The sequence below is a fragment of the Maribacter sp. genome (assembly GCF_049667165.1).
Taxonomy (GTDB): domain Bacteria; phylum Bacteroidota; class Bacteroidia; order Flavobacteriales; family Flavobacteriaceae; genus Maribacter_A.
In genome coordinates, this window is sequence record NZ_JBATHS010000265.1 from 21,174 (window position 1) to 36,638 (window position 15,465).

Annotated in this window: 14 protein-coding genes; 5 read left to right on the forward strand and 9 right to left on the reverse strand. The window is 38.3% G+C overall.

Annotated elements, in window-relative coordinates; translation table 11 throughout:
- Positions 1-160 precede the first annotated feature (160 nt).
- Genes WBM98_RS12915 through lipB form a run of 3 tightly spaced genes read left to right on the forward strand, consistent with a single transcriptional unit; the run spans position 161 to position 1,795 of the window.
- Positions 161-316, forward strand: coding sequence for a YqaE/Pmp3 family membrane protein (locus WBM98_RS12915; protein WP_188315664.1), 156 nt, complete (start codon positions 161-163; stop codon positions 314-316).
- 7 nt (positions 317-323) lie between these two features.
- Entirely contained in the window at positions 324-1,061 is a 738-nt protein-coding gene (locus WBM98_RS12920) for a hypothetical protein (protein WP_424366435.1), read from the forward strand.
- Positions 1,062-1,093: 32 nt separating this feature from the next.
- Complete coding sequence (lipB, locus tag WBM98_RS12925) at positions 1,094-1,795, forward strand: lipoyl(octanoyl) transferase LipB (protein WP_424366436.1); 702 nt, start codon at positions 1,094-1,096, stop codon at positions 1,793-1,795.
- A 50-nt stretch (positions 1,796-1,845) separates the two neighbouring features.
- Here the strand turns inward: lipB and WBM98_RS12930 are convergent, their stop codons facing one another.
- The 3 genes from WBM98_RS12930 to WBM98_RS12940 all read right to left on the reverse strand — a co-directional run bounded on the left by WBM98_RS12930 (position 1,846) and on the right by WBM98_RS12940 (position 4,884).
- Positions 1,846-2,391: a hypothetical protein gene (locus WBM98_RS12930; protein WP_424366437.1), complete on the reverse strand. Its 546-nt coding sequence runs from the start codon at positions 2,389-2,391 to the stop codon at positions 1,846-1,848.
- Positions 2,392-2,541: 150 nt separating this feature from the next.
- A complete protein-coding gene (locus WBM98_RS12935) occupies positions 2,542-3,591 on the reverse strand; it encodes a Kelch repeat-containing protein (RefSeq protein WP_424366438.1) in 1,050 nt (349 codons plus the stop codon).
- 156 nt (positions 3,592-3,747) lie between these two features.
- Complete coding sequence (locus tag WBM98_RS12940) at positions 3,748-4,884, reverse strand: hypothetical protein (protein ID WP_424366439.1); 1,137 nt, start codon at positions 4,882-4,884, stop codon at positions 3,748-3,750.
- 237 nt (positions 4,885-5,121) lie between these two features.
- On the opposite strand from WBM98_RS12940, the gene WBM98_RS12945 reads away from it, so the two are divergent.
- Together WBM98_RS12945 and WBM98_RS12950 are read left to right on the forward strand one after the other, a co-directional pair.
- The gene (locus WBM98_RS12945; protein ID WP_424366440.1) at positions 5,122-5,691 is read left to right on the forward strand and encodes an RNA polymerase sigma factor; all 570 of its coding nucleotides are present in this window, start codon (positions 5,122-5,124) and stop codon (positions 5,689-5,691) included.
- Between the two features lie 2 nt (positions 5,692-5,693).
- The gene (locus WBM98_RS12950; protein WP_424366441.1) at positions 5,694-6,425 is read left to right on the forward strand and encodes a tetratricopeptide repeat protein; all 732 of its coding nucleotides are present in this window, start codon (positions 5,694-5,696) and stop codon (positions 6,423-6,425) included.
- On the opposite strand, the gene WBM98_RS12955 is transcribed toward WBM98_RS12950, so the two are convergent.
- From WBM98_RS12955 to WBM98_RS12980, 6 genes are all read right to left on the reverse strand, one after another.
- Entirely contained in the window at positions 6,422-9,184 is a 2,763-nt protein-coding gene (locus WBM98_RS12955; RefSeq protein ID WP_424366442.1) for a CHAT domain-containing protein, read from the reverse strand. The two genes, WBM98_RS12950 and WBM98_RS12955, sit on opposite strands and share 4 nt — an antisense overlap.
- Positions 9,185-9,235: 51 nt before the next feature.
- Entirely contained in the window at positions 9,236-9,835 is a 600-nt protein-coding gene (locus WBM98_RS12960) for a hypothetical protein (RefSeq protein ID WP_424366443.1), read from the reverse strand.
- A gap of 191 nt (positions 9,836-10,026) precedes the next feature.
- The gene (locus WBM98_RS12965) at positions 10,027-10,581 is read right to left on the reverse strand and encodes a hypothetical protein (protein ID WP_424366444.1); all 555 of its coding nucleotides are present in this window, start codon (positions 10,579-10,581) and stop codon (positions 10,027-10,029) included.
- A gap of 504 nt (positions 10,582-11,085) precedes the next feature.
- Entirely contained in the window at positions 11,086-11,772 is a 687-nt protein-coding gene (locus WBM98_RS12970; RefSeq protein WP_424366445.1) for a hypothetical protein, read from the reverse strand.
- Between the two features lie 51 nt (positions 11,773-11,823).
- Complete coding sequence (locus tag WBM98_RS12975; RefSeq protein WP_424366446.1) at positions 11,824-13,227, reverse strand: OmpA family protein; 1,404 nt, start codon at positions 13,225-13,227, stop codon at positions 11,824-11,826.
- 1 nt (position 13,228) lies between these two features.
- A complete protein-coding gene (locus tag WBM98_RS12980; RefSeq protein ID WP_424366447.1) occupies positions 13,229-15,433 on the reverse strand; it encodes a hypothetical protein in 2,205 nt (734 codons plus the stop codon).
- Between the last annotated feature and the right edge of the window lie 32 nt (positions 15,434-15,465).

Below are 15,465 nucleotides of genomic sequence, written 5' to 3' on the forward strand. Positions count from 1 at the left end.
CCATGTCTTGTTATAAGACGGCTTATTTTTTAAAAGAAAAGGTCCTTCAATATTGAAGGACCTTTTCAGTAATATGTACTGTAACAAATTGGAAGCTTTTGCGTCCTATTGGTACACCTGTCCCGCAGAAGGGCGGTATCAATCAATAAATCCTACTACAATGAGTTTTATTCGAGTGCTTTTGGCAATTATATTCCCACCCCTGTCGGTCATCGGAAAAGGTTGTGGGTCGTTTTTAATTGTCTTACTTTTGACGTTTTGTGGCTGGGTACCGGGCGTTATTGCGGCCTTGGTCATCCTCAATAATCCAAATTAAGTACAATATGTTCAAATTACGTTATTGGTCATTGCTTCTCGTAATGGCCCTTGGATTCTCATGTAATTTTACAGAAGAAATTTATCTAAACGATGATGGTTCAGGAAAACTGTCGATCAATTTTGATGGTTCGGAAATGATGGATATGGCGGGTGATGAAATGATGAAAAGTGGGGAGAAGGCCATAGACTCGGTTATATCATTCAAGGCCTTTTTAGCGGAAAAGAAGGACAGCATTGCAACCTTGTCGCCAGCGGAACAGGCTAAATTGAAGAAACTGGAACCTTTTAACCTTCATATGGTCGTGAATCCTGAAACCAAGGAGATGAAGTTCGATATGTACAGTGATTTCAAGCACATAAATGAAGTAGGTGATGCCTTCAATACCTTTCAGGAAGCCAGTAGCATCGGACCAGGCAAACAGAACCAGGCCTCACCTGCGGGAATGGGCAATCAGAGTACCGAAGTAGAATATTTCTTTAAAGCGAACACCTTTAAACGAACGGCAAGGATTGTCGATAGTCTATTGCAACAACAAAGCGTTGATAGTTTGGCCGGGGCCGAGATGTTTCTTTCAGGCTCTATGTACAAGCTAAAATACCATTTCCCGAGAAGAGTGAAATCCTCGTCTATTGAAGCGGCTACCTATAGTGCAGATGGCAAGACCTTATTTTATGAGATTGATTTTCTATCGTATATGAAAAATCCGGATACCTTGAATATCGAGGTTGAGTTGGAGGATTGAATGTCAAAAATGTACTATATACCTTTGATGCGATGAACAAGAATGTGGTACTTCAGGATTTAGGCCTTAGGGATTATAAGGAAACTTGGGATTTTCAAGAGGAATTATTCCAGGAAACCTTAGCCATTAAGATCAAGAATAGACGGGAAGAAACACAAGTTTCGACACCGAATCATTTTCTTTTTGTGGAACATCCCCATGTGTATACGCTGGGAAAAAGCGGGGATATCGGCAATCTGCTGGTCGACGAAAAAGTCTTGGCCGAAAAAGGGGCCAAATTCTACAAAATAAATAGGGGAGGGGATATCACGTATCACGGACCTGGACAAATTGTAGGATATCCTATTTTGGATTTGGATAATTTCTTCACCGACATTCATAAATATCTTCGGCTGTTGGAGGAAATGGTCATCCTGACTTTGGCCGAATATGGGGTAAAAGCAGAACGTTCCAAAGGGGAAACTGGGGTCTGGTTGGATGTCGGTACTCCATTCGCCCGAAAGATCTGTGCCATGGGGGTTCGCGCCAGCCGATGGGTAACAATGCATGGTTTTGCACTGAATGTAAACGCTGATCTGGGCTATTTTGATCTGATGATTCCCTGTGGGATCAAAGGAAAGGCAGTTACTTCCTTGAATGTAGAGCTTGGCAAAAAGGAAGTGGATATGGATGAGGTAAAGCAAAAACTATTGAAACATTTCTCACAGCTTTTTGAAGCGGAGATCATAAACTAAAAAAACCGAGGTGTAAGCCTCGGTTTTTTGTTTTCAATATAACGGGAGTGTTAATAGTCAAGTCCAAAATAATCCATAACGGCGTAGTAGTCATTAATATCGACTCCTGCTGATTTCAATGACTCACGAATACTTTCTTTTCCGCTTTTACCTGTAGTTGTATTGGTCGATTCGGCAATAACGATTTTAAGTTTGCCCAATTCTACACTAGTTACATCCATGAATGTCTGGGTACCAACCTGATAAAAATGAACCCAATATTTTCCTACTGCAATATCAACGGCTATATCATAGAATCCACCAGTGCCATTCGGCCAGACACTTGCAGGTACTGGGTAATAGGTACCGCTTCCAGCACCATTTTGTAGATAGCCAATAATGAGATCATTGTCGATTACACTTTGAGTGAGATCTGGTAAATCTACGGGAATTGAACTACCTGATTCGGAGGAAAGGTCGTAAACATAGGTATTGACGTTGGCGTTGCCGTCTTCGCCGTTATCACCAGCGGGTCCTGCTGCCCCGTTAATCCCGTCTACACCATCCGCGCCATCTTTCCCATCACAGGAAATGATACAAATGGTGAGTAATGACATTAAAAAGTACTTTGAAAATTTGATCGCATTTTTCATATTTTTTGTTTTTAAGATTATACCTTCTTTATGGACGCCCTTTAAAGAGGTTAACATGAGTGCAAAAAAAACCGAGATATTTTACTCGGTTTTAGTACATCGTTAAAGTTGGGATTAGTCTACACTATAGATGTTTTTGGTGCTAATGTCGGCCATGGAGCCATCGGGCTTATATCCGCCGAATATCCATAGTTTGTTTTCGTAAACCAGGCTTTCATGACTGTGTAGGCCTTTTTGGAAGGGTGTTTTTCCGTCATACTTTGACCAATATTTCATATTCGTGGAATACCAGATATCCCCATAGAAGGTACGCGTGCCGGAAGCAGCCCAACTTTGTCCACCCATAACCCATACCTTTCCATCAAATACGGTTGCCGTATGGTTGATTCGAGCGTCAAAAATAGCGTCGGCCGGTCTCTTTTGATACCAATAGCTTCCGTCCGGACTTGCCCATACTTCATTGGTCAATCCACCTCCGCGGATCCAGCCCCCATAGACATAGATAAAACCATTAAAAACAACTGTTTTATAATGACTCCTAACAGGGAAGGCATTGTCTGTTTCCATACGCCAATTGCTTCCATCCGAAGTAGACCAAACTTCCTGATTCGCGCGGCCATTCCCGCGAAATACGTATATTCTATCATTGAATACCACGGAACTGTTTTGACCAATATCCAATAAGGGATTCAAAGAGTTTACGCGTTTCCAATGAATGCCATCGGTCGTATTCCAAATATCGCTCAATACCTCCCCGGCATTGTTGATGCCACCTATTAACCACATTTTTTTCTTGAAAACAAGTAGCGAATGATTGCGGCGCTCAGCGAATAGATTTGAAGTGACAAGTTTCCAATCTTTGCCATTCGGACTTCGCCATACCTCTGAATTCGAAGTCCATGGTGGTGTGTTACCATTATCCCCACCCACTAGCCATAGATAGCCATTGAACAGGGTCATGGACTGCCCCGCAAATCCGCCCATAGCACTATTTGAGCTTTCAAGATTGAAATCCAATGAGATACTCGGGTACAGTGAAGCTCTTCCGGCTACTACCGTATTTTCTGGTAGGGCATTGGTCGGTTCAACAAATAGTTCTTCTTTTTGACAAGACGATATCACAAATGTCAAAAGGATCAATGTAATTAGTTTTGATAGTTTCATAATCGAGGATTTTAACTGTTTTTCTTTTATACTTAATGGTAATTCAAAATGAAGGTTAACATTATCATTCATTTTTTAATATGAGTATTGTATTACAATGAATTCAAAAAAGGAAAAATCCCTCGCTTTGAAATTGACAAGGGATTTTGTTTTATATTATAATAGCAAGTCAACTTTTAGAAGTTTATGGCTATTTTCTTCCCAGGATCTTGCACTTAACCAAAAATTGACGCCATCAAAGGTGATTCCATCAATGGAATGACCTTTGACTTCATAGGTTTCCAAAGCTTTAAATTCTGGTGTAGTCTGGCATTTGTGTATATAATTTCGTTCGGTGATATAGAGGTAGCCATTTCTATAATCAAGTCCTCCAGGCTCTATATCAAGAGGAATAGTTTTTAAAATTTCACCGGGAGATAAGGATCCATTTGATTTATAATGGTATAATGCATTTATACTTGAGCTGGAAGCCCAGAGTAATCCGGGTTCGATTGAGGCAATACCTCGAATCCAACTTCCAAGATTTTCCGAAGTGTAGTACAAACTGTTAGAGGAATAGATATAGGAGAAAAAATTGGAACTACCATTACTACTCTGGAACAGCTGTCTTGTTGGTGCGTCCGATTTTTCGATTTCTACGGCATAGGCAGAACGGGAGGTGGCAATATTATCGACAATTGAAAAATCAACGGGATTGATCTTCAAAATACTACTTTCATTTTCATCGAACCCCAAAAGATATTCGCCATCAAAGGCTATATCTACCTCCCTGTCCCACGGTACTTCCCCCTCATCTAGAATGGTCAGGGATTTGACCCATTCAGAAGGGTCTGGACCATTTTCAATTTTTTGCAGCACTGTAGGTTCGGCTTCTCCCGGAGGAATTATGGTCAATAGGTCATTATCCAATATATAATTGTTAATGGAGACTCCATAAGATTCGTCTCTCATGGTAATCTGGTCGGTTGTAACTGTGATATTGGTGGTATATGCTCTTTTAAAGCCCATTTGATCCTCGGAAAGAATATTTAGGGTGTTGTCTTCATTTAGATATAGTAATTTGGAAGCATCAACACCTAATTGTCCCTCGATGACTTCCCACTGTCCAAATACTGCTATCTCTTCAACCTGGGCATTATCCCCGGGATCTCCTTTTGGTCCTTGTTCTCCCCTCGGCCCTTCCGGCCCTATACGTCCATCGATGCCATCTTCCCCATCTTTGGCGCATGAGACCGCTAATACCATTGCCAATACTACGACTATATTCATTGATTTGTAAAAGACATTTTTCATACTATTTTGTTTTAAAGGTTTATTCCTTTATGGTTCAAATTGGGAATGGTTAACACAAGGTGTAATTTTGATAGTTGAAAAAAGCCAGAATCACATATTCTATAAAAAATTAGTGTAATACGAATACTACAGATACCTGGGACTACCACAATTGTATTAAAAGAAGTGTGCATAAGGGTATAAAAATGTTAAATTAGCTTAGTGAGTAGTTAACCTTTTTCAACCTGAACCATTAAAGTGCAAGTAGAGCAAATACAAATAACGCTGGAAGAACTCAAGAAAGGTTCCGATAAGGTATTGCGCAAGGTGTATGAGGAGAATCGTGACAAATTTTTGAACTTTGCCCGCAGATACAATTTGTCTGATGAAGAGAATATTGATGTCTACCAAGATGCGTACATTATTTTCTATGACAACATTATGACCGGAAAGATCGAAAGCTTCACTAGCAGCATTTCTACCTATCTTTTCAGTATAGGCAAATACTTGATTTTTGAAAGGATGAAGAAAAACAAGAAAAAAATAAGTTCTGAATACAATTTATCCTTGGTAGGCAAAGAAGATGAACTTATTACGGGCATTGCGATGAATGAACCGGAAATGAGCCATGAGCAAAAGTTGTTGCAAAAGTATTTTGGAACGCTTGGAAAACAATGTCAGGAACTTTTGACCCTTTTTTACTATCGCGGATTTACCATACAGGAAATCATGGAGGCTGAAAATTATAATAGCGAGAACGTCGTAAAAGCTGCAAAATCGCGTTGTATGAAAACATTACGAGAACGGATCCAAGTTAATGCCCACTGATTATGGATAAGGAAGAATTATTATATAAGTTTTTTTCAAACCAACTCACAGAAGAGCAGAAAAAGACATTCCACCAGTTGTTGGAGACCGATGTGGAGTTCAAGGCCCAATTCGAATTTGAAAACGACCTGAAGCGTGTTATTAAGAAAAACCAAAATGAAAATCTAAAGCATAAATTGATTGGTTTTGAAAAGGAGATCAACGCGAAGGACAAAAATAACCCTTCAAAATGGACCTTTAGTAATTGGTCGATTGCGGCTTCCATAGCGTTGTTGGTTGGTTTGGGATGGCTGGGTTATAACCTAATGTCCGGACCGAACTATTCAAAGCTCTACGCAGCCAATTTTCAGGAATATCCCAATACCGTTTATACGATCACAAGGGGTGAGGGCGAAGAAACCAAAGAGCGGGAGGCCTTTGTCGCATATGAATCGGGCGATTACGATACTGCACTTCAAAATTTTGCGCAGATATCCGTTGATAATAAGGAATACCTTGATTTTTATAGGGCACAATCGCATTTGAATTTGAATGAATTGGAAGATGCAAAAAAAGACTTTCAGAAAGTAATCGCTGCGGACACAAATTTTGTTGGAGAATCATATTGGTACTTGGCTTTGATTTATCTAAAAGAAAAAGACAAGGAAAATGCGGTGGGCAGCTTGCAAATACTCACCACCAAATATGAATACAATAAGGGGAAAGCAGAAGCACTGCTCAAAGAATTGGACTAGGCGCTTCTTTTACGTAAATAGTAAAATCCACCACCAAATACCAGGATGGCACCAATTACCATCCAAATCCAGTTATTGGGATTAGTAAGTGGAACCGTATTACCGGAAATCACAAAACCAGACCAGTAATACGGATGTGATAAACCGTTTTCACGATTGGCGTTCAAAAATCCTAGCTGTGCTTTTTGCAAGGCTACATCCTTGGAATCCCCATGGGAAAGATTTTTATAGAAACCGTGCATTAATGTGGTGGTACTGGCATCGTTGATCTTCCACAAGGTGCTGGCAATACTCGCCGCCCCACTATAAAAGAAGCCTCGTGCCAAGCTCAGAAAGCCTTCGCCGCGCTTAAGATCTCCTATTCCACTTTCGCAGGCACTTAGGGTTACCAGATCGGCATCTAATTGTAGGTTATAGAGATCGGCTACGTAGAGTAGATTCTCTGTAGTGTTACCATTTTGGGAAAAGGCCAAATAGGAATATTCAGGCGTATTGTCATCAAAAATGGCATGCGTTGCCAAATGAAGTATGCCGTGTCCTGGAAGAGATACATTAAAGTTTGAAAGTGAGGCTTCTGAATTCAAATAAGAATCCCCTTTAAATGAAGTTAATATTTGTTCAACTTCTCTAGTATTATGGGGTAAGGGCAATAGCTTGCCAAATCTTTCACTTGAAATGTTAGAATTATTTTCAAAACTAGGTGCAAAAGCCAGTAATTTAATATTTCCATTTTTTCTTTCTTTGAGTTGGGCCCATAAGGTCACAGAGTTGGCATAGGCGATTGTCTTGTCCTCTATGAGATAATGAATTCCGTCTGGTTTTGTGTTAAGACTTCCGAAAGGGAGGTAGTTCAATAGACCATCCGGAATAATAATTAGCTTTGTTTTATCAGTTTGTTCAATTACTGGTTGTAATAGTTTATCATACAGGGAATAACTTTTCTTTGCCAGCTCAAAAATATCCGATTTTGGGTCTCCCAGCATTTGTCGGACGGATCGGATTTGTGCTTCGATCGATTCTTCTAAAGGTATTTTATACAACTTCTTTGAATCTTTGCTAATCCCTATTACATAAATGCCCTGATTACCATAGAAATAAGAAATTATTATTTCATTATTTGCTAAAAGTTGTTGTGTTTTAGTCGCCGATATGACTTCGCTTTTGTACTTTAAATCGTAATAATCAGGGTAGTTCGTTTCAATATTCTGGATGAGGAAGCGATGGTCATTTTTTAGTTCGAACAATTGATCTTCAAGTTTTGGAGATGTTGTTTTTGAGCTATTGATTTCTTTTTCCACGAAGGTGATTTTCGATTTAAGCTGATTTTCATGTTCTAGCAAATCTTCAGGGATATCGGCGAATTTGCTGGCTTTGGTGTTTAGTAGTGCTTCTAAAAGCAGTACGGCTTTGCTTTTTTCGGCAAATTCAATTGCATTATCGAGGTAGGAGCTATCTCTTTCTGTAATAAATAGTTGGTATGAAGCCTCTATTCCTGATTCGAATAACTGGAAACTTTCATCAATCAATAACAATTTATCGGACTGACTTTTAAAAGATGGTTTTAGACTGTCAAGTACGACTACACCTTGTTCAACATTTTCAATTGATTTTAAAAATCCATTGCTAGAATCCATGCGATTAAGAACAAGTGATTTGTTTTTGAGAAGTTTAAGCAGAATACTTTTGTTATTTGAGATTTTGTTCGATTCTATTAATCCTAAATCAAAATGATCAAGTGCTTTCTGCAATTGTTGTTCCTTTAAAAAAACATATCCTATTTTGTTGTGTAAAATAGGTATGTTTATATGGGAATTACTTTTTAGTTTTTCTATATTTAATCGTAATGCCGTTTCATATTCTTCAATAGCTTTGTTATACTCTTTGTGGTGTTCAAAAAAATCTCCTTTCTCTTGGTGAAAACGCGGTAGGAAGTAATTATTTTCATCTATATAGGATTTTGCCACTTTTAAATAGAACAAAGCACTGTCTTTCTGATTTAAATGGTTATAATTTTCCGCTATGTTGAAGGCAGAGGAAATAATCGTGTTTGTGTTATTGTTCCTTAGATTGTAATTTATCGATGGAATTAGAAAATCGTTCGCGTTTTTGTATAATTTTTTCTCTTTTAAGACTTCTCCTAATAAATTGTAACTGTCATACAAATGTTCCTTTTGAATTGGATATTTGGAAAGTAGATAACGAATATCTTTTTTGTAAAGCTGTTCTGCAAGTTCGTATTTTCCTTCTTCCATGTATACCTTGCCCAGAAAGCTAAAAGAGCCAGAGTAGAGGTCATTTTGCATAGAATTTCTTTCAGTAATAGGTATTTGCTCAATAGCTGATACGATTTTTTCGAAGCACTCACGTGATTTTTTGTATTCGTAGAGTTTAAGAAAATAATCACCTCTATAATAAAGAAATGTGTATGTAAAGGTCAAATAGTTAATAGAACTTTTAATTTCGGCTTCATTTAAAAGCCTTTCCAGTTCGTTTAAATTGAATTCCGTTTTTGAAAGATCAAAGTAATAACTCGCCAGTTCGCATTCACTGAATAACGCTTCAATCTCGTCATTTATGGCTGATTTTGTTTTTGCTAATATTTTAATTTTATCGAGATAGAAAAACGCGGAATCTTTTTCAACAAAATAGTGTGGCTCCAATTTTTCATGCAATGACTTCATCGTATTTTGATAGATCGAATCTTGGCCAAATGCCTGTAAAACTGTCGCAAGACTAAATAAAAGGATAATTTGTTTCATTGAAAAAGCCTTCGAGGTTCGAAGGCTAATTTACAAGGAAATTTCCGGTTTCTAGAATCCTATTACAACTTTGAAAGACGCTTTGTTTTCTTGAATGTCTGTTGTGGCTATGGTTATTTTAAGCTCATTTTGCGAATTTTGAACGGGTATCCGTAAATAGCTGTAATCTTTCTCAAAACCTGGTAATGGTTGTAGGTTAGAGGCAGAGCCAGTATCTATATCATCTGTATCCTGTACACGTGCAAATGCTTGTAGTACTGTATTTGGAAAAACAATAAACTCAAGAGCAACAGGAACACATTTACCAAGAGGATAACTTCCACAAGGTCTAATGATTCCATTAATTGACCCTGCACTTTGTAATGCGGGAATCAAGTTTTTATAAAATGCGCGATTTACCTTCAAAGATGCAATTTGCTTTTGGGCGTCATCATACCCTGAATTATCCATAGAAATTAATGACAGCTTACTAATTTGAGCATCTATTCTTTCGATTTCTTCTGTAGCAAATTGCTCATAAAGATTATTGTATAAAAGATAGTTTTCTTCGGTAAGTTCAACTTTCTCTGGTCCAGAACCTATATGGTCTTTTATGCAGGAAGCCATCAGAAGCGCTGCAAATGCAATGATAATGATTGGTTTTGTTTTCATAATATAAATTTCAAAGGTTATTTCTATATCGATTACTACAAAGCTAAAGTTGATTTTCAGATTAGTTTATAACATATGTAACAATGATCATGATATATGTAACAATGGCCTAAAACCTTGTATATAGTGCATTATGTAACATAACAACACGTCTCTTTTTAATCAAAAAAGACGTGCTCGTTTATATTCTTTTAGATTAATCTTCCGCCATGTGTAATGGCAACGCTAACCCCTAAGGTGTAACTGCCTTTTTGCATGGTGCCTGTAATTAGAATGCTACTTTTTTGATAGATTACGGTAACATTTGATAGCTTGCCGTCAAGTTCGCCAACATCACTGCCTTTCCAGTTTACTTTAATATTGTTTTTGTCCACTTTGCCGCGTGCTCGACTGTCTTGATGCACATAAATTCGAATTTCGTTGTTTCGATTGTTATCGTTACGCGTTGCCTGAACATTGGCTTGAATATAATCACGCTCGGGATAGGTAAGTACCTCAGAATTTCGAAATGAAGCATCAAAACTTTCTGGAACATCTCCTCTTGTCGGCCCTTTGACAATGGTCACAGATCCAGTCATATTATACCAGCTGCCATCTTTTGTTTTGATTTTTAAAAGGTCAAGATTATCAGCAATTATTGTTGTGCTTGGGTCGATATTCATATGTTCTATATGAATTTTCAGGTCATTGGCCTTAACTGGTAAGACCATACATACTACTGCGATTGTACTTAGAATTGTTCTCATAATGTATTGTTTTAAAATTATTATTAATTCTTGTTTTTACTTGATGTTTTCTTTTCAAAAAGGTTAACATCTAAAAGAACTGCAGTGATAAAGCTTGGTTCAAAATTTTAATCAATTGGGGGTAAACGATCAATCCTAAATTCGGATAATGCAACAAATCAGAATTAATGCTGCTTGAAAGTACTAGTCAAATGAAGGGTAATATCTTTTGATTTTTCTTCTTTAATTCCAATGATAAATTGGCCCTGTTGATCCGCATTAATCCGCGTTACCTATTCTTTATCCTCTAAGACATACAAGTAATTACCTTGTTCGGAATGTAGATTCTTGAAGCTGAGGATATAGCCTACCTCTCCAGAAACCCTAAAAGACAATTTGACCGGCTAAAAATTCTGGGGAAAGTGGGTAATTGCACTTCCAAATAGCGGCGTTTTAATCACTGTGGGCATATCCTTTTGAGGGTTTTGATCCTATTGTTTATTGCTTAGGAGGCTTGGCCAAAGGTCAATGCGGGGGCGTTAAAATTCCTAAAATGGTATTATTCATATTTTGATCTAGAAATACTTCAGTCAATTTCCTTTTTAAAAAATCTTCCAAATGTTTCACATAATAAATGGAAAAAGGATAATTGTCCATTCTGTTGAAACTTCCCTTTAAGGAAAGATTGTTTACCTCAAGTTTGTGTCTATTCCCTTCCGAGATTTGCCCAAAGCCTACTATAATTTGTTTCTTCCCTGACCAAGCCACTTTATGAGGCTGAAAATCCGAAGGTCTAGTGAAACAACCAATTACATTTTGTTCTGAATCAATTACGATGGAATCCTGGTTATCAAAGCTGATGACAAGATGTAACTGATTTAAAGAATCCAACTCAAAGGAGGCAGATGATGATCGTATGCTATCAAATCCATAAAGCCAAAAAATGGGTCCTATATATCTGCCGTTGGGATTTTTGGAGTCCATCCCCAAAAATTTCGTTGGTGTTTGCCGTTTTAATCCAAATTGCCGATTCTTACCTGATATTGAGCACAAGGCACTATCCTTTTTAAAATGCATGAGTATCGTCGGTGCAATTTTATCATTAAGTTCAACTAAAAAGTGCTCCTTTGAATAGGCCTTTTTTTGCTGTGCCCCAAGGGAAAGTATTGAAAAGAAAATAGTACAACCGAGAAAGATTTGTAAGGTTTTCATATTATCGTGTTTTCCAATTAATGTTTCAAATTGAAAAAGGTTAACATGATTCTAAAAAGGTGTCACCAAAATCTCCACCCTTCGGTTTTTGGCCCTGTTTTCATCGGTATCGTTGGGCACAATGGGATTCGTTTCCCCATAGCCCATTTCCTTCCATTTAAATGCGGGTTTGTTGATGGCTTTTTTTAGTTCGGCCGCGACACTGGCGGCACGCTTTTGGGATAAGGTCTTATTGGTTGTATCGCTCCCTACATCATCGGTATGTCCTTCGACCGTGATGGTTCCCTTTTGCAAATTTTTCATCTGTTCGGCAAGGGCATTTATGGCCAGAATACCTTCTGCTTTGAGTACATGCTTTCCGGTTTCAAAGAGTACGGCACTGTCCAAATTCATACGTAATGCCCCACCGATGGCGGCGACGGCATCTATATCGGCACCTGGTTGTCCGCTTTGGGTATTCAAATCCGTAAATCGCACATAGTTAAAAGTTTCACCCGGTTTCACATACTCCTTAATATCGACAAAGGCCGTACCGCCATCAATTTTACCCACATTGATCCATTCTTGTCCGTTTTTCGATAGTTCTAAATTGGTAGGTTCGATCTCCCCTATTTCAAAGACATAAATATCGGGACCATTAACATCCAGGATGGCATTATCCTTGAAAAATAGTGTCATGACACCTTCAATGCCCAAGACAGCACAATCGGTAAAGGCATTGGCGTTGCCCTGTGCCGGGCCAAGCCCTTTTTCGGGAGTGCGTCCTGTAGGCCGCCCGGGTTGAAAGTACACTACCGAATCTGCAAAGGACAAGTTTCCTAAGGGCAAATACACCATTTCTTTTCGTGAATCGATGAAGGTGTCTTCGGTCGTTTCATCCAAAGCGAACCAGGACGGGTTGTCTTTATAAAACTGTTCTTTCGCTTTTTGGGCCCTTTTTTTAAAACTTGCCGTGCGCACAATCGCCTTCTCCTTACTTTCATTGATTAAATCCAAAAAATTGTTGGAAGCCTTCCCGCTTTTAATGTACGCTTCCACCTCGGGATTGTTCAGGTCATTTTCTATTTCTTCTGCATGTTTTACACTTACAATATTGTCATCGGGCATTATGTTCAACGAAAGGTCTACTTCCTCCTCGGAGACCCCCGCGATCTCGGCAAAAGTCTTGCGAAGCGGCTTGCCCTCCTCACTTTTTAGGTAGGCTATATTGAGCGCACCACTTGGGGTGAACAGGCTTTTGCTGGTAGAATCTTGGGTAGTGCTCGGATTTAATAGCCCTCCCACAACATTCATAATATCGCCCATGTCGATTTCAGGTTCAGCGTCATCCACTACTCCATCGGTATTTTCTAGGGTAGTTTCGGTTTCAGTACCAGGCTCGGTATTTTTAATCTCCTTTTTACAAGAGAAACAAAATATTGCTATCAGTGAAGCTGTTAATATTGACTTTTTCATATCAGTTTCTTTTATATTTATCCTTCATAAATGAATAGTAGATAAAACCTGAATTGCTATACCAATTTTCAAAACCCAGCATAGCTTCGCATCTATCTATTTCAAGAAGAATTTGATGGAGATCAGCTATCATTTCTTCATGTTTTTTTTCATAAGTGATATCAAATTGCTTCATGGCTTTCAGAATTTCAATTTTCTGATTCTGCCAAACAATACCAACTACCCCATGCACTGATGATACATCATCGCCAAATTTTATTTTATAATCTGTGTAACGGTCTATATTTGCGGTAATAATGCGCAATTGTTCTAGTAAATATCTTCTATTGTCTAATTTTTTGTAGGCTTTTTCTAAACACGCACAACCTGACTTTTTATCGGTATCATCTTTGTCCCTTGGTCCTCTGGAACTTCCCGGGCCTCCAGAACCAGGACCCTTTCCATCTCCTGGGTTTCCCGGTCCTCCTACTTCTCCAGGACCAGGACCATTCCCACCCTCAGGATTTCTTGATCCTCCTGCTCCTCCAGAACCAGGACTATTTCCACCGCTAGTATTATTGGGGTTGTTGGTAGACAAGTTAGAGGAGCCCGAGGTGCCGCCATTTCCTGAACTGCTAATTGCCTTTGTTTTTATTCTGTTTTCCGATTGCTCCGATCCATCGTTAGTTGATGGATTGACTTGGCTATTAAGTGCATTCGGATCTATCTTTTGTGGTGCATCAGGAAAGTCACCAGGATCAATAAGATTGCCTTCTTTACTATATTTCGGTTGTCTTACGTGAACACTTGTACTTTCCGAACCGTCTACAAATGGATTCATAATTGGAATTCCAGTCTCAGGATCAACCCTTAAAGGTGCATTTGGATAATCACCAGGATCTTTAAGATTACCGTTGCGATCATATTCGGGGGATATTAATTTTGTGGTGCTTTCAGTTCCGCCTTCAATAAACGGGTTTTCTAATGGGGAATTGCTTGTTGGATTTATTTTTGAGGGTGCATTTGGAAAATCTCCTGGATTTTTCAAGTTTCCTTGTGTATCATATTGTGGTAATCGAAGGGGTTTAGCATTTCTCGAATTTTGCGATTCGCCCGGACCGTTGTCGGGTTTGTCATTGGAATTACCTCCAGCGGCTTCCATAGGTTGGAATTTATCCTGACGGTTAGATCCTTCGTTTGGCGAATCATTAAAATTAGTATCGTCGTTTTCATTCTCAATGTCATCATTCTCATTCCCATCTGATTCTTGGATATTTGGATTGCGATTGGTGTACGAGCTTAAGCAAGAGGAAGGTAAGCTAGGTTGACCAGCGGGATCCAAATCGACTTTCGAATCTTTATCCATTTCATCCAGATAGTTTTTCATATCGTCCATTCCTTGTTGAATTGCATTTAATGCACTGGCATAATCATCCATTTTGAAGATTACCTCCATAAATTCATCACTATTTTTCATTGCATTCACTATGGCTTGTTGAAAACCCCCGGAACTTGATCTTCTAGCATTGCTATAAATTATTGTTTGGCTTAAAAGAAATAGTATAAGTAGCAGACTGCTTTTATTAGACTTCTTTTTTAATAATATAAAGACCAATAAAATGGCTATTATAGCCAGCAATCCTACTATGTAGTACAACATATTATTATTTTTTTGACTTCCATTATTTTCAACTTGTTCCGTATCCTCACTTGATATTAAATTCGTATTTACAACTGAATTTGCGTTATCTACGGCATAAAATAAATTTGATTTTGGTATAATTGCCCCACTGGTCCATACTCCTAGGTTAAATGGCACTTTATCGTCCGAACTGGTAAGAACTATCCCGAATTTTTCGGCAGTATCAAATGAGATTTGATAAATGCCATTTGTGGTCTTACCACTTCTTTTAACATCGTGCCAATTGTTTTTTACGATGTCTATTTTTATTTCTTGACTCGGATCTTTAGTTATTACGGTTACCATAACTCGCTCTACAACTTTTGAAATTTCTGCCTTAAATCTTAAACTATCTAATTCTGTTTCCCCTTCCATATAAGCCGAAATAACTTTTTCATTCTGGGGGTCGGGAGCGAATTTTAAGATGTAAGTGTTTTTCTTAGCATCTAATTCTGGGATTAGTATTTTTTTATTTTGAGCAAAAGCACTTGATGATAACACAAAAACCAGTATTGTGCCCATCCATATATTTTTCACCTCTTTCATTGGGAATAGATTTATCTTTTATGTTTTTTCAA